At 44.8% G+C, this 18,676-nt stretch carries 25 protein-coding genes; 19 read left to right on the plus strand and 6 right to left on the minus strand.

Going from position 1 to position 18,676, the window contains the following annotated elements:
• Positions 1-167 precede the first annotated feature (167 nt).
• From GKR71_RS13060 to GKR71_RS13145, 18 genes are all read left to right on the plus strand, one after another.
• Positions 168-989, plus strand: coding sequence for a GPO family capsid scaffolding protein (locus GKR71_RS13060; RefSeq protein WP_154634397.1), 822 nt, complete (start codon positions 168-170; stop codon positions 987-989).
• A gap of 46 nt (positions 990-1,035) precedes the next feature.
• Complete coding sequence (locus GKR71_RS13065) at positions 1,036-2,085, plus strand: phage major capsid protein, P2 family (RefSeq protein ID WP_141173620.1); 1,050 nt, start codon at positions 1,036-1,038, stop codon at positions 2,083-2,085.
• A 20-nt stretch (positions 2,086-2,105) separates the two neighbouring features.
• On the plus strand, positions 2,106-2,801 hold the full coding sequence (gene gpM, locus GKR71_RS13070) for a phage terminase small subunit (protein WP_195848976.1): 696 nt from the start codon (positions 2,106-2,108) through the stop codon (positions 2,799-2,801).
• 102 nt (positions 2,802-2,903) lie between these two features.
• Positions 2,904-3,392, plus strand: coding sequence for a head completion/stabilization protein (locus GKR71_RS13075; protein ID WP_154634399.1), 489 nt, complete (start codon positions 2,904-2,906; stop codon positions 3,390-3,392).
• Complete coding sequence (locus GKR71_RS13080; RefSeq protein WP_123381977.1) at positions 3,392-3,595, plus strand: tail protein X; 204 nt, start codon at positions 3,392-3,394, stop codon at positions 3,593-3,595. Before GKR71_RS13075 ends, GKR71_RS13080 begins: the two co-directional genes overlap by 1 nt.
• An 18-nt stretch (positions 3,596-3,613) precedes the next feature.
• Entirely contained in the window at positions 3,614-3,901 is a 288-nt protein-coding gene (locus GKR71_RS20410) for a hypothetical protein (RefSeq protein WP_004254680.1), read from the plus strand.
• A 1-nt stretch (position 3,902) separates the two neighbouring features.
• A complete protein-coding gene (locus GKR71_RS13090) occupies positions 3,903-4,439 on the plus strand; it encodes a lysozyme (protein ID WP_154634400.1) in 537 nt (178 codons plus the stop codon).
• Positions 4,439-4,972, plus strand: a complete 534-nt coding sequence (locus GKR71_RS13095) for a lysis system i-spanin subunit Rz (RefSeq protein WP_154634401.1) — start codon at positions 4,439-4,441, stop codon at positions 4,970-4,972. Before GKR71_RS13090 ends, GKR71_RS13095 begins: the two co-directional genes overlap by 1 nt.
• Entirely contained in the window at positions 4,969-5,139 is a 171-nt protein-coding gene (locus GKR71_RS13100) for a preprotein translocase subunit SecG (protein ID WP_141173614.1), read from the plus strand. The genes GKR71_RS13095 and GKR71_RS13100 overlap by 4 nt, the downstream gene beginning before the upstream one ends.
• The gene (locus tag GKR71_RS13105) at positions 5,139-5,591 is read left to right on the plus strand and encodes a phage tail protein (protein WP_154634402.1); all 453 of its coding nucleotides are present in this window, start codon (positions 5,139-5,141) and stop codon (positions 5,589-5,591) included. The genes GKR71_RS13100 and GKR71_RS13105 overlap by 1 nt, the downstream gene beginning before the upstream one ends.
• On the plus strand, positions 5,584-6,222 hold the full coding sequence (locus GKR71_RS13110) for a phage virion morphogenesis protein (protein WP_154634403.1): 639 nt from the start codon (positions 5,584-5,586) through the stop codon (positions 6,220-6,222). Before GKR71_RS13105 ends, GKR71_RS13110 begins: the two co-directional genes overlap by 8 nt.
• Positions 6,219-6,848, plus strand: a complete 630-nt coding sequence (locus GKR71_RS13115; protein ID WP_154634404.1) for a phage baseplate assembly protein V — start codon at positions 6,219-6,221, stop codon at positions 6,846-6,848. Before GKR71_RS13110 ends, GKR71_RS13115 begins: the two co-directional genes overlap by 4 nt.
• Positions 6,845-7,186: a GPW/gp25 family protein gene (locus tag GKR71_RS13120; protein ID WP_154634405.1), complete on the plus strand. Its 342-nt coding sequence runs from the start codon at positions 6,845-6,847 to the stop codon at positions 7,184-7,186. The genes GKR71_RS13115 and GKR71_RS13120 overlap by 4 nt, the downstream gene beginning before the upstream one ends.
• 4 nt (positions 7,187-7,190) lie before the next feature.
• On the plus strand, positions 7,191-8,102 hold the full coding sequence (locus tag GKR71_RS13125; RefSeq protein WP_154634406.1) for a baseplate assembly protein: 912 nt from the start codon (positions 7,191-7,193) through the stop codon (positions 8,100-8,102).
• Complete coding sequence (locus GKR71_RS13130) at positions 8,095-8,706, plus strand: phage tail protein I (RefSeq protein WP_154634407.1); 612 nt, start codon at positions 8,095-8,097, stop codon at positions 8,704-8,706. The genes GKR71_RS13125 and GKR71_RS13130 overlap by 8 nt, the downstream gene beginning before the upstream one ends.
• Positions 8,703-10,124 carry a phage tail protein gene (locus GKR71_RS13135; RefSeq protein ID WP_154634408.1) on the plus strand — a complete coding sequence of 474 codons (1,422 nt, stop codon included), beginning with the start codon at positions 8,703-8,705 and terminating at the stop codon, positions 10,122-10,124. Before GKR71_RS13130 ends, GKR71_RS13135 begins: the two co-directional genes overlap by 4 nt.
• Complete coding sequence (locus GKR71_RS13140) at positions 10,111-10,608, plus strand: tail fiber assembly protein (protein ID WP_154634409.1); 498 nt, start codon at positions 10,111-10,113, stop codon at positions 10,606-10,608. The genes GKR71_RS13135 and GKR71_RS13140 overlap by 14 nt, the downstream gene beginning before the upstream one ends.
• An 82-nt stretch (positions 10,609-10,690) precedes the next feature.
• Positions 10,691-12,058 carry a hypothetical protein gene (locus tag GKR71_RS13145; protein WP_154634410.1) on the plus strand — a complete coding sequence of 456 codons (1,368 nt, stop codon included), beginning with the start codon at positions 10,691-10,693 and terminating at the stop codon, positions 12,056-12,058.
• 117 nt (positions 12,059-12,175) lie between these two features.
• Here GKR71_RS13145 and GKR71_RS13150 read toward each other — a convergent pair whose 3' ends face one another.
• Genes GKR71_RS13150 through GKR71_RS13175 form a run of 6 tightly spaced genes read right to left on the minus strand, consistent with a single transcriptional unit; the run spans position 12,176 to position 17,922 of the window.
• Positions 12,176-12,595, minus strand: a complete 420-nt coding sequence (locus tag GKR71_RS13150; protein WP_154634411.1) for a phage tail protein — start codon at positions 12,593-12,595, stop codon at positions 12,176-12,178.
• A gap of 4 nt (positions 12,596-12,599) precedes the next feature.
• Positions 12,600-15,761, minus strand: coding sequence for a phage tail tape measure protein (locus tag GKR71_RS13155; RefSeq protein ID WP_154634412.1), 3,162 nt, complete (start codon positions 15,759-15,761; stop codon positions 12,600-12,602).
• Positions 15,758-15,907: a GpE family phage tail protein gene (locus tag GKR71_RS20135; protein WP_319867245.1), complete on the minus strand. Its 150-nt coding sequence runs from the start codon at positions 15,905-15,907 to the stop codon at positions 15,758-15,760. The genes GKR71_RS13155 and GKR71_RS20135 overlap by 4 nt, the downstream gene beginning before the upstream one ends.
• The gene (locus GKR71_RS13165) at positions 15,907-16,209 is read right to left on the minus strand and encodes a phage tail assembly protein (protein ID WP_154634413.1); all 303 of its coding nucleotides are present in this window, start codon (positions 16,207-16,209) and stop codon (positions 15,907-15,909) included. Before GKR71_RS13165 ends, GKR71_RS20135 begins: the two co-directional genes overlap by 1 nt.
• Before the next feature lie 21 nt (positions 16,210-16,230).
• On the minus strand, positions 16,231-16,743 hold the full coding sequence (locus GKR71_RS13170; RefSeq protein WP_154634414.1) for a phage major tail tube protein: 513 nt from the start codon (positions 16,741-16,743) through the stop codon (positions 16,231-16,233).
• A gap of 12 nt (positions 16,744-16,755) precedes the next feature.
• Positions 16,756-17,922 carry a phage tail sheath subtilisin-like domain-containing protein gene (locus tag GKR71_RS13175; RefSeq protein ID WP_154634415.1) on the minus strand — a complete coding sequence of 389 codons (1,167 nt, stop codon included), beginning with the start codon at positions 17,920-17,922 and terminating at the stop codon, positions 16,756-16,758.
• Between the two features lie 158 nt (positions 17,923-18,080).
• Here GKR71_RS13175 and GKR71_RS13180 point away from each other — a divergent pair.
• The coding region (locus GKR71_RS13180; protein ID WP_255454083.1) for a contractile injection system protein, VgrG/Pvc8 family at positions 18,081-18,676 on the plus strand (596 nt) is incomplete at its 3' end.

Consider the following 18,676-nt stretch of genomic DNA (forward strand, 5'->3'; position numbering starts at 1 on the left):
CAATGTCTGTTTTCATCATGCTGTCACTTTGTCACGCCCGCGCGTAACCCTCTATGAATATGGGTTCTCATAGCGCTATGAGAACCGTAACCCTTTGAGTAAAAAGAAGATGATTGAGATAGTGGCGTTATCGAAATGGCAGTTACGTCAGAAACGGAGATTGATTTATGTCGCAAGGTAAAAACACGCGCCAGATAAAGCTGATTGCTTGTGCAGAGGGGATGACACTAAACGGTTTTCCCGTTGAACGTGAACATATCGAGCAGATGGCGAAAGATTACGACCCTAAATTTTATTGTGGTCGTGTGAATTTGGATCACATTAAAAGTCTGTTCCCAGATAGCCAATTTCGCAGCTATAGCATGATTTCAGCGGTGAATACCGTTGAATTAACTGAAGGTGAACTAAAAGGCAAATTAGGGCTTGAAGTCACTATTGATATTGATGATTTAAAAGATGAATACATCGTTAATTTGAATAAGTCAGGCCAAAAGATTTTTTCCAGTATCGAATATTACCCTTCATTCCCACAAACCAAACGTGCCTATTTAACCGGTGTGGCGTTAACTGATTACCCTGCGGCAATTGGTTCCCGTCCTATTGAACTGAGTGCGGCTTCTCGCGGCTTACCAGATAGCGGTAATTACTTTACCGCCTCATTAGAAACGCAGTGCCATTTGTTAAATGAGCAACACACTGAACACCAAGAGGAAAAGGAAGCCAGTAAGAAGTTTTTATCGACGGTGAAACAGTGGTTAGGGCTTGAACGTAATCACAACTCAGAAGAAACCACCAATCTAAAAACAGCCATTGAGTTGACTGCGCAGCAATGCGGCACCTTGCTAACTGAAAACGAAGCACAAAAACAAGCATTATCACAGTTAACCAATGACTTTAACGCCTTAAAGCAGCAGCTTGCAGTGACTGATGGTTCAGGAGAGTCACGCCCTCAAGTCACCGGTGGTTCGACTAAGTTGGCTGAGTATTAGGCCGCATTTTACTTTCTTCAATTTTAATCAATAAAAGGTTTTTACTATGGGTATCAGTAATGAATCACTGGCGAATTATCTCTCATGGCTTGACCAGCAAGCTCGCTTAAATGGAGTACGTCGTGAGGGTTCGTCATTAAATTTTAGCGTTGATCCTGCGGTGCAGCAGCGCTTAGAAAAAGCCAAAATGGAAAACAGCCCATTTTTAAAACAAATTAACTCATTTGGGGTGACGGATCAGGAGGGGCAAAAGGTCTTTGGTTCGGTCAATGGACCGATTGCCGGTACAAATGATTCAACGACCGAGCGCCGTCAGCCTGAGCAAGTCAATGAGGAAAACAGCGACGATTACCGTTGTGATAAAACCAACTGGGATACATTTATCCCATATTCATGGTTAGACGCATGGGCGGGGCACCCTGAATTTCAACCGATGATCAGTCAACTGATTGCACAGCAAGAAGCTAATGACCGCTTAATGATTGGGTTCAATGGTGTGAAACGGGTGAAAAAATCCAATAAAGCCGAAAACCCATTGTTACAAGACGTCAATATCGGTTGGCTGCAAAAAATCCGTAATGCGGCACCACAACGCGTGATGAAAGACGTCACCTTAACCAGCCGTGATGAAAGCGGGAAAATCATTGCCAAAGGGATGTATGCCAATGTGGATGCGATGGTATTTGATGCGGTGAATTCATTGTTAGACCCGTGGCACCGCCGCGCACAAGGGTTAGTGGCGATCACCGGTTATCAACTTTATACCGATAAAAACTTCAAAATCATGAACCAGCACAGCGAGCAAAACCCAAACATGGAAATGCTCGCGGGTAATGAACTGTTGAAATTGAGCTCAATGGGTAACTTACCGACCTTACAAGTGCCATTTTTCCCTGATGGAGCAACGTTGATAACGACCTTTAAAAACCTGTCGGTGTACTGGCAAAAAGGCAAGTACCGCCGTGTGATCAAAGATGAACCGGAATATAACCGCGTGGCGACTTATTCGTCGGGTAATGAGGGCTATGTGATTGAAGATTACGGCCTATCTTGCCTGATTGAAGGCATCAACTACGCCGAAAGCAAAGAAATTTAAGCCAACATTGGGGAATGCAAATGGAACATTTAACACCGGCACAGCAGCACTGGCAAAAAGTGATGGCATCGCGCCGTGGTGGGTTACCAGCCGACATGTCACGGGCCGATATGACCGCCTATGAAAATATTTTACACCGTTTACGGGCAGACCAAGCGCAATTAAGCAATATCCAAGGCAATGACCGTAAAGCGGCGTATAAACGCAAGGTTTTACCTAATTATCACGGTTGGATTGAGGGCGTGTTGGAAAGCCAGAGCGGTGTGGCTGATGAGGTCTTTACTCGCACTTTGGTGTGGCATATCGACGCAGGTTTATACACAGAAGCCTTAAACATGGCCGAATATGCCATCCAATTTAATCTGCCATTACCCGATAACTATAACCGCACCTTAGCCACTGTTTTAGTTGATGAAATTTGTGATTGGTCATTAGCAGTTAAAGCAAGTGGCAAAGACGATGAAGTGACAGCGTCACTTGGTGATTTGCTGAGTTTAGAGCGTATTACAGCGCAATCCGATATGCCTGATGGGGCACGTGCTAAGTTGTACAAAGTCATTGGTTTAACACTCAAAAATGATGATAAGCAACAAGTCTTAGCCCTTGAATACCTACAAAAAGCCATTCTGATTGACAAAGATATTGGCGTGAAAAAAGAGATTGAACAGCTATTACGGGCAGTGCGTAAGCAAGAAGACGAAATGCTTAAAAAATAGCAATAACCGAGTTGCACCCGCGTGCCACGGAGGCACAGCAATAATAAAGGGTTAACCCTCTGTATTGTCGCTGTCCACCTCCGTTTTTTCAAAGGGGTAATCATGGGCTTAGTGGCATCAAAACAAATTCATAGCGTGCAAGACGAAAGCGTCAGCGATGGTGATGAAAAAATCACGTCAGGTGAATTTTGGCCAGACATTGGTTTAGACCCGTTACGCCAATCCATGAGATTAACGGGGAATGTTACCACAAGCCGTTTAAAGCATATGGCCACTGAAGCTGTGTTGTATGTCAATCAGCTATTGGATGAATGGCGACAAGAGCAGAACGCCAAGGGATTTAGTCAATTATCGGAAGTGCCATCACCAGAAATCAACGACACCACGGCCATTGTTTTTCGTTATCACCATGCGGTGTATAGCTTTACTAAAGCCTTATTGATTGAAAACTACCGCGATATTGACACCACACGCGAGGGTGAAAAACACGCCCAAGCCTTGAGCACGCAAGTTGATGATCTGCGCCGCGATGGCCAAAACGCCGTGCGGGATATTCTCGGCAAGTTACGCATGTTTGCGGAGCTCGTCTAATGAAAGTGCAAGCGCTGCAAGGTGACACCGTTGATTTATTGTGTTGGCGCCATTATGGGCGCACTCAGGGCATCGTTGAGCAAGTATTACAGGCCAATCCGAATTTGGTTGAGGGCGGCATACAGCTAGCCGCGGGGCAATGGGTGGAATTACCCGAACTCGCACCGGTGGCAAAACAAGAAATGATCCAACTTTGGGATTAACAAAACAGGATTAATAGCATGAATGATTGGTGGAGCCGCCTAACTTACGCACTTTCTGGATTTGGCGGTTTGTTCAGTGGGTCGGGAATTTTAGGTTTTTTTGGTGATTTCTCCGTGTATGAGTGGGGCTTTTTAGTCGGGTTAATTGCCAGTGTTTCATTGGGCGTAATGACTTACCGGTTAAACCGCCGTGAGCAAATGAAACGCACACGCATATTAGAACGTTATTTCTCTCGCCACCCCATCAGTGAGCGCGATATTGAAAACATTGTGAAAGTGACCGAGCAATCACCAAAGGATTTATGAAATGAACACCAAATCACGATTAAGTCAGGCAGTTATTGCGTTGATTATTTCCGGTGCCAGTGGCGGTGCGATCCTCTCCGGCTTTTTGAATGAGAAAGAGGGAAGTTCGCTCAAGGCATATCGTGATGGGGGCGGTGTGGTCACTATTTGTCGTGGTGTGACACGCATTGGCGGTAAGTCGGTAAAAATAGGTACTCAATTATCCCCAGCGGAATGTGACCGGCTAAACCAGATTGAAGCTGACAAGGCGATTGCATGGGTTAAACGCCATGTTCACGTACCACTGACTGAACCACAAATCGCGGGTATTGCTTCATTTTGCCCTTACAACATCGGGCCATCTAAATGCTTTTCATCCACGTTCTACCGTAAGTTAAATGCGGGTGATATCAAGGGCGCCTGTGCAGAGCTTCCTAAATGGACGCGGGATGGTGGTAAAGATTGCCGAGAAACTAAAGGCCAGCCAAGCGGCTGTTATGGCCAAGTGATCCGCCGTGACCAAGAGGCTGAATTATTGTGCGGCGAATGGGGGAGGTAATGGTGAATTATCGTCAGGTTTTTGGGGGATATTTAGCGGTTGCTTGTATTGCGGCATTAGTTAGCGGCGGTGCGGTGTTTGGGATTGCGCGTTTGGATTTCAAAGCCAAGTTAAGCGCGAGCGAACTGGGGTATCAAATGGCACTCAGTGCGATAAGCGTCCAAGCCTTTATTGATGCAAATGAAAAGCTCGCCCAACTAAAAAAAGCACAAGAGACCTTGCACCAGCTTGATGTGACCTATAACCAGAGGTTGTTAGATGAAAAAAATAAATCTCAACGTTTGCGTGATGATTTGCTCACTGAGCGTCGTCGCGTGCAGTTCGCCAGCGCCGACCTTGCAACCTGTGAGCTCACCATCAATCACACTGCCCGCGCCGGCAGCGTGGGCGATGCAGCCACCGTCGGACTCACTCGAAAAGGTGGACTTATTGTTCACGATATCCGAACCGGAATTCAGCGAGACAGAACCAAAATAAGTTATTTACAGGGCTATATCCGTGAGGTGGTAGACCAGTGCAAGGGGGTGAAATGAAAACATTAATTAATATCTTGATATTCATTGTTTTTATTTTGTTTTTAAGCCTGATTTTGTTGGGCGGCGTGGTGTTATTGCAAGAGCCCAAATGCGCCACGGCACCACTACAAGAACGCATTGAAATGCGTTGCCAAAAAGCACTCTATGACACTCGGGGGAGATAATGTTAAAGCCGAATCTATTACGCCAAACTATTGTTGAGCAGATACCCCAGTTTAAACAAAACCCTGATTTATTAGAGGTCTATATCACTGAGGGTGGGATACAGGCCACCGGTACACAATCCGCATCTTACTTGAATGAGTACCAAATTCAGGTGTTGGCCATGGATTACGCTGGCGAATTGAGCGAATTGTCATTGGCTATCCTGACTTTTGCCAGAAAACATCAGCCAGATTTGTTATTTAACCCTGATAAACGGGCGAATGGCATTCGCTATAAGGCCGACATTCTCGACAATGAAAAAATCGACGTGCTGTATACCATCAAGACCACCGAGCGCGTGATTGTTAAAAAAGTGAATGGAAAAATTGTTCAAGAGCATATTTCCGAGCCTGAAATCGCCTTACCTGCATGGGATATCGTGATCAATGAGGGGGTGATGGTTCATGAGTAATAACAGCCTATTTATGCAACTTGAAAATGAGCTTAATGGCTTGTTATCGACAACCTCAGCGGCTTACCGGCGAAAACTGACGGGCAAATTAGCGCGGGCAATTCGTGCTGACCAACAAAAGCGCATTCGCAGCCAACAAAATGCGGATGGCTCGGCCTATGAACCCCGTAAACGCAAAGTGTTACGCGCACAGCAGCAAATTAGATTTATTCACCGTGGTGATGTTCGCACCTTGCGAAATTGGCAAGGGTCAAAAGGTCGTCGCGGTAAAACCATTACCGGTTTTGATGAAGATAGAGGCGCGGTAAGAACCTTTTATCGCCAAGATATTACCCGTTTTTTAGATATTAATTATTCTTCGGTCAAGCGCAGTACCAAACGTAACGTGCCGATGTTCAGGCGGCTTAGGGCGGCGCGTTTTATTCATGCTCGCAATACACAAGATAGCGCGATAGTTGGATTTCAGGGCAAAGCCGCAGCGATTGCCAGAGAGCATCAATACGGGCTTGATGGCGCAGTGAATGAGCTGGCTCGAGCACGTTACCCAAAACGTGAATTGATGGGGCTATCAGAGCATGATCGCTTAGGTCTATTAGAAATGATTTATCTCAACTTAGTGGGGCAGCTATGAGTTTACAAGAGCTATACCGCTTACTCAGTAACCTTTTTCGACAAGGTGTGGTCATTGAGGTGGATTTAGACAACGACTGTTGCCGTGTTCAATCGGGTGAATTAGTCACTGACTGGATTAGATGGTTAGTGCATCGCGCCGGTGAATCTCGGAGTTACTGGGCGCCGACGGTGGGTGAGCAAGTGTTGATTGGGGCGATTGGCGGTGAGCTAACAACTGGCTTTGTTTTGGGCTCTCTGTATAGCAATGCGAACCCCGCGCCGACACACTCAGCCAATGCGTTACACCACACTTTTCCCGATGGCGCGGTGATTGAATATGAACCTAAGAACGGAATACTAAAGGCTGTTGGCATTAAAAAAGCGGTGATAGAGGCTAGCGAGGAAATTAGCGCAACAACTAAAAAAGTGATTTGCAAAGCCTCTGTCGAAATCAAACTCGATACACCGAAAGTGATTTGTACCAACAACCTCACCACAGGCACGTTGAATGTGGAAAAGGGCGGTGAAATGACCGGAAATATTACCCATAAAAATGGCAAGTTTTCTTCAAATGGGGTTGTTATTGATTCTCACGATCATGGCGGTGTTGAGCGTGGCGGCAGTCGTACGGAAGGACCGAAATGAAATATTGCGGCATGAATGCGAAAACAGGGCATAGCCGAACTGACAGTGAACATATTCGCCAAAGTATCGCTGATATTTTGCGAACGCCGATTGGTTCACGGGTGATGCGCCGGCAATACGGCTCACTGTTGTATGACTTGATTGACCAGCCACAAAACCCTGCGCTGCGACTCAAAATTATGAGTGCGTGCTATATGGCGTTAATGCAATGGGAGCCACGCGTTAGGCTGCAAACTATTGATTATATTCGTTCTGATGTTGGCGAAATGGGCGTGAGTTTGTCCGGTGTGATTATGCAAACGGGTGAACCGATTTCGATTTCTATTCCTGTAAGGTAACAGTATGGCAGCCAGTATTGATTTGAGTTTATTGCCGGCACCGGATGTGGTCGAACTATTAGATTATGAGGTGCTATTTGCCGAACGCAAAGCCACATTAATTGGTGCTATGCCAGTAGAACAGCGGGAAGCCATCGCCCGTACATTAGAATTAGAATCTGAACCGCTCACCAAATTACTGCAAGAAAACTGTTACCGTGAACTGATTTTACGCCAGCGCGTCAATGAAGCGGCTCGTGCAAGTATGGTGGCCTTTGCTACCGGTGCCGACCTTGACCAACTCGCGGCCAATAACAACGTGAAACGCCTGATGTTATCTGCCGGTGATGAGAGTGCTATTCCACCGATTGCACCGGTGTATGAGTCGGATTCTAACTTACGCTTACGTATTCCTGCCGCCTTTGAAGCGCTTAGTGTGGCTGGTCCTATCGGTAGCTATGAGTATCATGCTCGCAGCGCTGATGGTCGAGTCTCTGATGCGTCAGTCATTAGCCCGTTACCAGCTCATGTGACAATTACCGTTTTATCCCGGGAGGGTAACGGCAGCGCACCGGCTGATTTAATCGAAAAAGTGGATCTGGCTTTAAATGATGAGGATGTACGCCCTGTTGCTGACCGTGTCACCGTGCAATCAGCCAAGATTATCAATTATGAAATCGACGCGGTGATTTACTGTTATCCCTCGCCTGAATATGAACCGATTATGGCAGCGGCAGAAGAGCAAGTGAAACGCTATGCCACGCAGCAGCACCGGTTAGGTCGTGACATTGTGCTCAGTGCCATTTATGCCGCGTTGCATGTTCAAGGTGTGCAACGTGTCGAACTGAAAAAGCCCTCGGCAGATATCAAGTTGGATAAAACACAGGCAAGCTTCTGCACACAAATTAATGTGGCACTAGGAGGCTCAGATGAATAACCGGTTATTGCCCGTGAGCTCGTCACCGTTAGAACTTGCGGCGGCTGAATCACTGGCACAGATTGAGCGCGTGCCTATTCCTATTCGCATTCTATGGAACCCTGATTTATGTCCTGTGCATTTACTACCGTATTTAGCCTGGGCGTTCAGTGTTGATCGCTGGGATAAAAACTGGTCAGAAAAAGCCAAGCGCGATGCCATTAAGGCAGCGATGTTTATTCATAAACACAAGGGCACGATAGGAGCCTTACGCCGTGTGGTAGAGCCTCTCGGTTATTTAATTCGAGTGATTGAGTGGTGGAAAACCAACGAAACCGCCGGCACGTTTCGTCTTGATATTGGCGTGCTGGAAACAGGTATTACTGAAGAAATGTACCAAGAGTTAGAAGCATTAATTTTTGATGCTAAGCCAGCAAGTCGCCATCTAATTGGAATGACTATTCAACTTGAAACCAAGGGACGTATTTATTGTGCTGCGACCAGTTATGGCGGTGATGAACTGACCGTTTACCCATATACGCCAGATGTGATCAGTACTGGTGGGATTATCTCCACAGGGGCGGCAATTCACGTTATCGATGAAATGAGGGTCACTCTTCAATGAAATATTTTGCATTGCTCACCACTTACGGTGAAAAAGTGCTCGCAGAGGCGACCGCCCTCGGCACGAAAATTGAGTTAACACATATGGCGGTGGGTGACGGCGGCGGCTCATTACCGGCACCGGATACCAAGCAAACTAAATTAATCAATGAAAAACGCCGTGCAGCCATCAACACGTTGTTTATTGACTCGATAAATACAAACCAAGTTATTGCTGAACAAGTGATCCCCGAAAATGAGGGCGGTTGGTGGATACGGGAAATTGGCTTGTTTGATAAATCGGGTTTATTGGTGGCGGTGGCGAATTGTCCTGAAACCTATAAACCACTGTTAGCTGAGGGCTCAGGCCGCACGCAAACTATCCGTATGATTCTGATTGTTAGCCATACTGAGTCGGTAACACTGAAGATTGATCCGACTGTTGTATTAGCAACACGCCAATACGTGGATGACGCTATTCAGGTATTGGATAAAAGAATCACTGAATTGACGGCCAGTGACGTTGGTGCCGTTCCAATCACTCGTAAAGTGAATAATAAACAGCTAAATGTTGATATCACTTTGAATGCTGGTGATGTCGGGGCGTACACCAAAGCAGAAACAGATACTAAAGTTGCGGATGCGAAAAAAGCAGGCACAGATGCACAGACAACCGCAAATAGCGCTAATACGGCAGCCACCAATGCCAATAATAATGCCAATGGGAGAGTTCCCAGCGGGCGAAAGGTCAATAACAAAGCGTTAAGTGGAGATATTTCACTGACTGCGGGTGATGTTGGCGCGTATACCAAGGCTGAAACAGATACCAAGGTTGCGGATGCGAAAAAAGCCGGTACCGATGCACAGACAACCGCAAATAGCGCTAATACGGCAGCGACCAATGCCAATAATAATGCTAATGGACGAGTTCCCAGCGGACGCAAAGTGAATGGGAAGCCATTAACGACAGACATTAGCTTAACTGCGGGTGATGTTGGGGCATATACCAAGGCAGAAACTGACACCAAAGTCGCGGATGCGAAAAAAGCCGGTACTGATGCACAAGCCACAGCAAATGCGGCTAATACCGCAGCAGCGAATGCAAATAATAACGCGAATGGTCGCGTGCCAAGTGGACGCAAAGTTAACAACAAAGCTTTGATTGCTGATATTTCGCTGAATGCAGGGGATGTAGGGGCTTATACGAAAGCTGAGGTAGATAGTAAAATTGGAGGCACACTAGGTAATAAAAGCTTCAGAATATCGGCTTATACCGAAGTTCCTGTCAATATATCGGCATGGACCTCATTTCCAATGCACCAATTTATTGTTGGTTTATATCGCGTCAACGCAGGATCTCAAGACACCTATATCAATAAAGCTCGAGTTGCCACACTACAAATACTTGTGAATGGAGTATGGTTAAATGTCACTAACTAAAAAATTTGAGCGTTATCTTCCTGATACTTCACATTATTCCAATATTGTTTATCTGAAAAATATTGACGGCGACTGGTATCAGCAACAATCAATGTTTAGTCAAAACACCGTCAAAATACTTTATGATGATGAAGGGATAATTGTGTCTATTTCCAATGATATATCTATGCTTTATCCCGAAGGATATTATGTTTTGGAGCTAGATGAGAAAACCATTATAAACCCTGATTTTCACCGAGTTAAAAATGGTGAAATTTATGTATATCAAAGCCCAAAAGAACGCGTAGTTTCAGAAAATAAAACAAAAAAACAAACATTACTACGTGAAATTTCTGATGCTATTACCCCTCTGCAAGATGCTGTTGATCTCGGTATCGCTACAGATAAGGAACGAGAGCAGTTAATAGCTTGGAAAGAGTATCGAGTGCAGGTGAATAGGGTGGATGTGGAAGGAAGTGTTGATTGGTCAGAGAAGTTTAAATAAAAATGATCTTTTAGTTTTATCATCTATAATCGCAATACTATATTAGTAGTAATGTTGTTTTATGAAACATAATGAGGTCATAATGTCTGAGCAATTAACTTACGAAAATTTTAATAGCACAACAATTGGAGTGTATAGACAGAATACTCTTTTTATGCGATTCAAAAGTCTTGGAGATATATATCATGAATCAGGATGTATTCATCCTAATATAATAGCTGCGAATGTTCATGAGTATATACATTATTTTCATAATATATCTACTGCATCAGGAATTACATATTTATACTTGAATATCATATCATTACGGTTGATGGTGGATGGATGTAATCAATCAGGTCACTTTATGGGAGGCAGTAAACTATTAGAGGGTCGCGCTTTACAATTAAATGATGTGATTAATAAAATGAATATAATACTGGGGACAACATCAATTCAAGAGTTAAAGAGTATAACTGATATTAAAAAGTGTAATTTTGGAAGGCCTAGTTTAATCCATAATAAAAAAAATAATGATGAAGTGATAATCACAAAATGTGAAGTAAATATCGAACATGAGGATAAAACAAAAAAAAGTGTGGATGTAATCGTTGGTCTGAGCTTTATTACTGAAGGAATTGCATATGAAATAGAAAGATATATAAGACATAATAATGGAATGCTTGAAAATGAATTGGATATAGGGACTGCTATATACCCTTACCTATCATTCAAAAAGCTTGTAGAACAATGGTCAGAACAGTCGTTGGATAGCATTCAATTGATTAAAGTCGGTATAGCTGCTCTTAGCTTTATATATCCAGGTCACGGTTTAGCAACTATATGTGAGAAAATTAAAGAATCAGAAGAAACATTTGATAACATACTTGATGCTGAGATAAAAAGCCAAAAAATATTTCTTGATTCAATGATGTCAAATCTTGAGGAACAACTGACTGACCTTAGTCAAGGGGATGTTCTAAGTACCGCAATTAAAGAATATTTAGAATTGGTAAAAAAAGGACTTTCATTAAGGGAGGGAAATTCTTATATGGAATTGGATTTTCTTAAATGTAACCCTATTGATATTTCAAATTTTGAAAGAACAATTAAGAGTATGGTTGACTGTTTCGTTATTCAAGAGAAATATGATGAACAATTGGATATATATTGGCTTGGTGAGGGAGCTAATTTGAAGAGTGATGAAACAATAGCTAGAATTGCAACACTCCAATGTTTATTACACTTTAGTCAGCTTCATTTTAAAATTACTAGTGAAAATAAATTTGTGGCAACTTCAGATTTACCTTTAAATATAACATGTCCTTTTTCAGGCGGATGTCTCGATGAAAAGAGAAGGGGAAATCCAAAAGAATGCAAAAATAATCCATGGATGAATTATTTATCTGAAAAACCAGGTGAAAAAGTATGTTGGTATGCATCAGGGGTGAAATCTCTAAAAAATGAATAATATAAATGGTCTTATAATGCTAATAAAACTATCAATATAGTGATATGTATTACCTATTATTATAACTTTCTAGATTAATTTGGGATTATGCTAATTAATCTAGAAGGTGTGTTAATTCTAGATGGAGATATGGTTATAAGTAGAAATGATCTCCCTCACATCCTCATTCACTCGACTCAACGACAGGGTAAAATCTATTTTCTTCGCCTTACCGTCGGTAAAAAACTCGGTCCTATCCATAACTAAATTGGTGATCACATACATACCGTAAATCGTTCCTGTACCTTCAATCAAAGGTAGTGGCTTAGCAACATAGGCCGAGGTTTTTAGTAGTTCCAGCGACACATCACCGCCGGTGACTTCGGGGTAAAGCGTGCCGGTCAGCGTGATTTTATCTTCACCGGCGCCGATATATTGCCATTTGGCACTGCGGCCAACGCGGTCATTTTTCACATGGCGCCAATCAAGTGAATGGTTAAAGGTTTGATAAGGGGCAGTGCGTAGTTCAAACACAAACATGCCATAAATCATCATCATAATATTAATCCTGATCTTTTAAGCTGGAACGGCGGCGGCTATCACGTTCACGTAACAAGGTGGTTAATTGCTGTTTCACAATGTCGGCAATTTCTTTTTTATTGCTCATATCAACCCCGTAAAAATTCAACTCGAATGTATTGTATTCCGGCTGCATGATTTGCCGTTCTTGCCGTGTCGGCGATACTGCCACTGGTACCGCATTTAATTTGGGTTGAATAGGGGCTAAGGTATTAATCAACGCATCATTGAATTGTGAAAATAGTGAGGTTTTTCTCGCGGCAATATGGGGCTCTTGATATAACCCATTAACAGCCGTTACTGCCGGAAAATTTTTAAACACAATATCGCCGAGTTTATTTCTATCGACACTTTCGGCTGCATTGCTTAACGCGGATTTACTGCCTTTTTGCTTGCTCTTTTTCTCTGCGCCGTCATACACCAAGGTACCGTATTTTTCCGCATTCTCTAGCGGGTTAACGTCATTGGCTTTTTGTTGTAGCTCGCTACTTTTCTCAAGCCGTTTACCGGCAACAGTGACGCTACTGGTGATTTTACTGGTTGCCTCGGCTTGTTGTTTTTGTGCCTGCTCGTTGGCTTTGGCGGTTTTCCCTGCGTAAGCGGAAACTGAATTTAGTACTTTGAATGGATCTTTTTCGTTCGGGTCAACACCCATGGCTCTTGCTGCATCGGCGGCAGCTTCGGCAGCAGAGGGGATAACACCGAGTTTTTCAAGTATCCAGCCAAGACCTTTGGCGACTTGCTGTATTGGCCAGAATAGGGCGCTGATGGATTTACCAACCACGTCACCAAATACCTGTCCTGCTTCAGTACAGGATTTTAATTCTTCCGCGGATAGCTGGACGGGAGACAATAATTCTTTAAACCAATTCCATACCTTGCTGACGGCATTTGAAATGCCATCAAATAGTGGTACGAATGGGGCAAAGGTGGCGCTGAATGCCTCCCCTATCGGGGAAAGAGCTGACGTGAAACCATCCCAAAACCTACTAAAAAAGGCTTTAATTGGTTCCCAATATTTATAAATCAGCACGCCAGCCGCCACGATGGCTGCGACAAATAACCCAACAGGACTCAATAACAAGGAAAAACCGCCCCCAATAACACCAATCGCGTTACTACCGGCGGTCATTAAGCTACCAAACCCAACAGTGGCAAGTCCTTGAATTCCAGAGCCAAGAGCCGTTAATGCCCCTAATGGATTGGTGAATAACAAAGAAAGGGCGCCACCGGTAGAGGTCGCGCCGGCTAAAATACTCGTAAATCCGGTTCGACCAAGTGTCATCACGCCAGATGAAAGCTGGCTAACTGCCGCTTTAGCATTGCCAAAGATAGGCAACCAATCACGCACGCTGCGACCTGTTTTTCCAATAGAGGGAATTAAACTTTTTAAGCCAAACGAAAACGAACCTAATTTAGGAATAAGTCCACCGAGGCCCCGGCCACCGGTGAGCATAAACACACTTAATCGCATCGCAGCAAATGGTACAATAACCGCCGCGGCTGTAAGAGCCAATGCACCGAGTGCAGTGACTAATGTTGCGATGGCAATCCCTCCGACAGCAAGGGCTTGCGTCATTTTCGGGTGTGCTTTCATCCATTGGCCAACTTGACCAATAAAGCCTGTCAGTGATTGAGTGACACGGCGCAAGGGGGAGTCGATATTTTCTTGGATCTCAATACCGAGATCTTCCCATGCGGATTGCAACTGTTTCAGGTCACCTTTTAAATTATCAATCTTAACTTTAGCGTTTTTATCGGCTTCACCCTCGGCACCCATATTGGCGGTTTTCAGTGCGTCATAGCGGCCATTCATTACAGCATCAATGACGGCGCCCATACCGACCATCGCTTCTTCGCCGAAAATATCTTTTTTCATGCGAATTTGGCTGGCTTGGTCAAATTTACGCATACTTTTGCCAACGTCTTTTAAAATATCATCGGCATCGCGGAGTTTTCCGCTGGCATCTTTAACACTTACACCCAGTTTATCTAGGGCTGCTTGCCCTTTGCCGACTGGGGCAACCATACGCGATAAGCCGGCGCGGAGCGATGTACCAGCCATACTGCCACGAATACCGTTATCTGCCATGGTTCCTGCCATTGCTGCCATGCTTTCAAGACTAACGCCAAGTTGTGCTGCAATAGGGCCTGCATAGGTCATGGTTTCACCGAGTTGGCGTAAATCGGTATTACTGCGGGTAAACGTAGCGGTGAGCACGTCAGAAACGCGGTTCATTTCACCAGCTTTCAATTGAAATTGAGTCAGGACGTTTGAACCAATATCGGAGGCTTCACCAAGATCCATATCACCGGCTAACCCCATATTTAGTACGCCACCCAATGCTGCCTTAATTGCATCCGGTGTAAAACCAGCCATCGCCAAAAACTTTTGACCAGCGGCAACGTCAGTGGAGGTATACGCTGTACTGGAGCCCAGTTCTCGGGCTTGTTGGCGTAACATGGCCAGCTGAGGAGAATTCTTATCTAATCGGGTGAGGGCTTGAACCGTTGACATACCCTCATCAAAGTCTCGACCAGGGGCAGTGATCCGCGCACCGGCATACAGCGCACCCGCACCGCTTGCGGTAGCAATCGCACCGCCAGTGGCTAATTTATTACGTAGTTCTTTTGATTTGGCATATTGGCTTTGCGCCCGTGTGACCGCGTTAAGCCGGCGGCGTTGTTCATCCAGTTGGCGGTTATAAATTTCGGTGCGTCGGGTGACTTGTGCCGTCGCATCACTGCTTTGTCGTGCTGATACTCCATGGCGATAGAGTGACGCTGTCACGTTATTAAGCTTTTGTTTCTCTTTGTCGAGTGTGCGGCCGTAGCTGTCACGCTCTAACCGTGCAGCGGCTAAGGCTTTCTTTTGTTCTTCGGTTTGCTGTGTCAGTGGTGGGTATTGGTCACGTAACGCCTTAACCTTATTTTTGGCCGTTTCGTAGGCTTGTGAGTTTTTATTAACAGAATTAGAAAGCCGTTCGAATGTTTTCGATTGGCCTTGTAAATTACGGATTGATGCGTGAGTGGCTTTGATTTGAGTTGCTAACCCTGCCGCGCTGCGTTGTGCAGCATTGACAGGGGATGACAACTTATTCGCAGCACTTAACGACACTTTGATATTTAAATTGCGGTCACTCATGATTCATTTCCTGTTCTGGCGGCTGCGCGTTTATGCCATAACAGGATTTCGCCAACCGTCATGGCGTCATATTCAGACGGCGCCCAGTGGAAAACGGTGGCGATATCAGCGATTAACTCGTCCGTTTCAATATTCGGGCACTCAATTACTCGTCCGCGTTGTCTGTCATTTCTGGCGGGGAGCTCGGTACTAAAAAATTGGCAATACCGGTGGCGAGTGCATTAAATGAGGGAATAGGGAGTTGTAAAACATCACGCTCACTTAAGCGTGGTGAGGTAACACGCGGCAGCAACTTAATCAGTGAGTCCACATCGGAAGTCATCACGTCATACAGTTTTAAACCACGTAGCGCACCAACCTGTTTCATGGTGTCTGTGATCGTGATTTCAGTCACTTCCTGACCTGATTCTAATTTGAACGATGTATCTAGTTGAATAACTTCAGCCATAGTAAATATTCCTATTAAAAATTAGTGGCCAATATTGGCGCGATGTTTTTCTAGCATGTCTTTGCCGTTGACTTTCCACACCATGTTTAACAAATCCACCTCAAACGTTTCTTTGTTATTGATGGTGATTTTGCAGTAGGTGTTTTTGATGGTGTATTTGTGTTGCGTGTTATCGCCGGCTTTTGCACTACCAAAATCAAGTTCAGTAAAGCGCCCGCGGGTTTGAATTTCACACGGGATGGATTCGCCAGTTGAATCATTGTAGTAAGAGCCCGCAAAACGAAATTGCTTACCATCAATCGTGGCGCCCCAGCTTTCCAATAATTCAGCCAGCAAGCCGCCCATAGTGGCTTCCATATCTAACGCGCCTGAATCCAAGCCCATCATTACCGCAACAGAACCCACCATACCGGCACCCTGATAATCTTCCGTTTTCAGTGATAACTTTGGCGGGGTGACTTCTTCTACTTGTCCAAGGTAGGTTTGACCATCAATAAACAGATCAAACAAAAAGAGTTTTTTAGGCATACCCATAATTCAAATTCCTTAGCCGAGTTGGTCAAAAACAGCGAAATACTCGTCAGTGAATTCCTGCGTTAAAGACAGATTTTCCAGTGGCGGTACGGGAGTGTACTTGTAGCGTATGTGTGACTTACCATCGCGTAAATTTTCTTTCGGGTTATCTGATGGGTCATACCAACATTGGAACCCTAATAAACGGCCTTGCGTGACGAGTTGCGCGCCTTTGCTGTTGATCCCATCAACAATATCTTTCACCAATGAGGGGGTGAGAGTTTTGTCGATATAACTAAAATGCGCCTCGGCGATCATTTCAGCCAAAATTTGTGCGGTACGGGTAAATACTTCAAAGGTATAGATTTCTTTGTCGCCGCTGCGATTACCCCAAATACGAAAGCCATCACGTTTAATTAGCGTGGTAATTTGGTGACTGTTTAAATCGTTGGCGTCGGTGTCTTTACCTTGTAACGTCCAGTAAATATCCGCGCTAATACCCAGAACACCATTAACCGGCACGTTAGAAATCGACTTATGCCAACCTTGCTCCGCATCAATCTTGGCACGTAAACCAATGGCGTAAGCGGTGGCGGGGATAACTTCGTTTTGGCCACTTTCCTTGTTGTAGGCGATAAAGTCAGGATAGATGATCATCACTTCGCGCTGATTGAAATCCTCGCGGTATTTTTTAGCTTCGGCGATAGTTTTACAGCCATTGGCGCTGATATAGGCAAAAGCTTTAATTTGCTCGGCAAAAATTGCAAGCTGCATGGCAACGGGTTTGGTATCGAGTTTTGGCACAGCCAAAATACGCGGGCGCTCATCGACATTCGCTTCAGCGGTTAGCAATGCATAAAGGCCAGTATAGCGACCATCATTACCTGTACCGCCAATCACTAATTGGTCTTGGGTCTTTTCGCTGCCTTCTTTCGCCTCAGCGACACGCACAACCACTATTTTTGGGCTGCACTGGTCATCAATGGCTTTCAATGTGGTGTAAAGCGTACCGGTTTTACCCGCTTTGCTGAGTACCGTTTTAATGCGTGTGACTAACACGGGGGTATCGAGTGGGAACGCCTCGGGGTCGGCATCTTCTGCGGTGCAGACAATCCCAATCACAGAAGTGTCAATATCTCGAATAAGGGTGCTGAGGTCGGTGGTTTCATGGACTTCAACACCGTGATGATATACGGTCATCGTTATTATCTCCTGATGTCTATTTATCTTTATTCTCAGGGATGTTTAGTAACAAATCATGCACTTAGGGTTCTCACAGGCACAAGAGAACCACGGATGATTGCTCACTTACGCGCGCGACGACAATCTAGGCGTATTGAATTGGCTAGGTGGTGAATATGTCTTTTACGGATTGGAAAGAGGGGAATTTGGTCAAAGTTCCTGCCTTTGATTTAACGGTCGGTGGCGTGCAGCTCCTGAGCGTCAATGACCGGCTTATGTCATTAACATTAACGGATAATCGCGGTTTTGAAGCCGATACTTTAGAACTCACTATCGATGATACCGACGGTAAAATTGCGTTACCGGCGCGTGGGGTTGAGATTTCAGTTTCCCTGGGCTGGCAAGGTGAAGCCTTGATACATAAAGGCATGTATACCGTTGATGAAATTAGTCACTCAGGCCCTCCCGATCAAATCACGGTAACCGCCCGTAGCGCGGACTTTCGGCAAGATTTTAACGTTAAACGGGAATACAGTTGGCACGATATCAAAGTGCCTGATGTGGTGAGCGCGATAGCGGGGCGCTATAACCTTAAACCCGCCGTTAGCAAACAATTGATGCACATTGAAATTGATCACGCTGATCAAACCAATGAGAGCGATATTAGCTTTTTAACGCGTATGGCTGAAATGCTCGGTGCGATAGCCACCATTAAAAACGGCAGTTTGTTATTTATCGTGCCTAATCAGGGTGTCACGCAAAGCGGCAAGCC

It is taken from the genome of Providencia sp. wls1922 (assembly GCF_009706505.1).
In the GTDB taxonomy this organism is placed as follows: domain Bacteria; phylum Pseudomonadota; class Gammaproteobacteria; order Enterobacterales; family Enterobacteriaceae; genus Providencia; species Providencia lanzhouensis.

Bases quoted from the DNA above. Each gene is read 5' to 3' on its own strand.
- GKR71_RS13130 (WP_154634407.1), top strand. From the start codon at position 8,095: ATGAATAACCGGTTATTGCCCGTGAGCTCGTCACCGTTAGAACTTGCG.
- gpM (WP_195848976.1), top strand. From the start codon at position 2,106: ATGGAACATTTAACACCGGCACAGCAGCACTGGCAAAAAGTGATGGCA.
- GKR71_RS13155 (WP_154634412.1), bottom strand. From the start codon at position 15,761: ATGAGTGACCGCAATTTAAATATCAAAGTGTCGTTAAGTGCTGCGAAT.
- GKR71_RS13150 (WP_154634411.1), bottom strand. From the start codon at position 12,595: ATGATGATGATTTATGGCATGTTTGTGTTTGAACTACGCACTGCCCCT.
- GKR71_RS13135 (WP_154634408.1), top strand. From the start codon at position 8,703: ATGAAATATTTTGCATTGCTCACCACTTACGGTGAAAAAGTGCTCGCA.
- GKR71_RS20410 (WP_004254680.1), top strand. From the start codon at position 3,614: ATGAATGATTGGTGGAGCCGCCTAACTTACGCACTTTCTGGATTTGGC.
- GKR71_RS13100 (WP_141173614.1), top strand. From the start codon at position 4,969: ATGAAAACATTAATTAATATCTTGATATTCATTGTTTTTATTTTGTTT.
- GKR71_RS13110 (WP_154634403.1), top strand. From the start codon at position 5,584: ATGAGTAATAACAGCCTATTTATGCAACTTGAAAATGAGCTTAATGGC.
- GKR71_RS13115 (WP_154634404.1), top strand. From the start codon at position 6,219: ATGAGTTTACAAGAGCTATACCGCTTACTCAGTAACCTTTTTCGACAA.
- GKR71_RS13165 (WP_154634413.1), bottom strand. From the start codon at position 16,209: ATGGCTGAAGTTATTCAACTAGATACATCGTTCAAATTAGAATCAGGT.
- GKR71_RS13080 (WP_123381977.1), top strand. From the start codon at position 3,392: ATGAAAGTGCAAGCGCTGCAAGGTGACACCGTTGATTTATTGTGTTGG.
- GKR71_RS13065 (WP_141173620.1), top strand. From the start codon at position 1,036: ATGGGTATCAGTAATGAATCACTGGCGAATTATCTCTCATGGCTTGAC.
- GKR71_RS13145 (WP_154634410.1), top strand. From the start codon at position 10,691: ATGTCTGAGCAATTAACTTACGAAAATTTTAATAGCACAACAATTGGA.
- GKR71_RS13140 (WP_154634409.1), top strand. From the start codon at position 10,111: ATGTCACTAACTAAAAAATTTGAGCGTTATCTTCCTGATACTTCACAT.
- GKR71_RS13090 (WP_154634400.1), top strand. From the start codon at position 3,903: ATGAACACCAAATCACGATTAAGTCAGGCAGTTATTGCGTTGATTATT.
- GKR71_RS13105 (WP_154634402.1), top strand. From the start codon at position 5,139: ATGTTAAAGCCGAATCTATTACGCCAAACTATTGTTGAGCAGATACCC.
- GKR71_RS13075 (WP_154634399.1), top strand. From the start codon at position 2,904: ATGGGCTTAGTGGCATCAAAACAAATTCATAGCGTGCAAGACGAAAGC.
- GKR71_RS13125 (WP_154634406.1), top strand. From the start codon at position 7,191: ATGGCAGCCAGTATTGATTTGAGTTTATTGCCGGCACCGGATGTGGTC.
- GKR71_RS13120 (WP_154634405.1), top strand. From the start codon at position 6,845: ATGAAATATTGCGGCATGAATGCGAAAACAGGGCATAGCCGAACTGAC.
- GKR71_RS13060 (WP_154634397.1), top strand. From the start codon at position 168: ATGTCGCAAGGTAAAAACACGCGCCAGATAAAGCTGATTGCTTGTGCA.
- GKR71_RS13170 (WP_154634414.1), bottom strand. From the start codon at position 16,743: ATGGGTATGCCTAAAAAACTCTTTTTGTTTGATCTGTTTATTGATGGT.
- GKR71_RS13095 (WP_154634401.1), top strand. From the start codon at position 4,439: ATGGTGAATTATCGTCAGGTTTTTGGGGGATATTTAGCGGTTGCTTGT.
- GKR71_RS13175 (WP_154634415.1), bottom strand. From the start codon at position 17,922: ATGACCGTATATCATCACGGTGTTGAAGTCCATGAAACCACCGACCTC.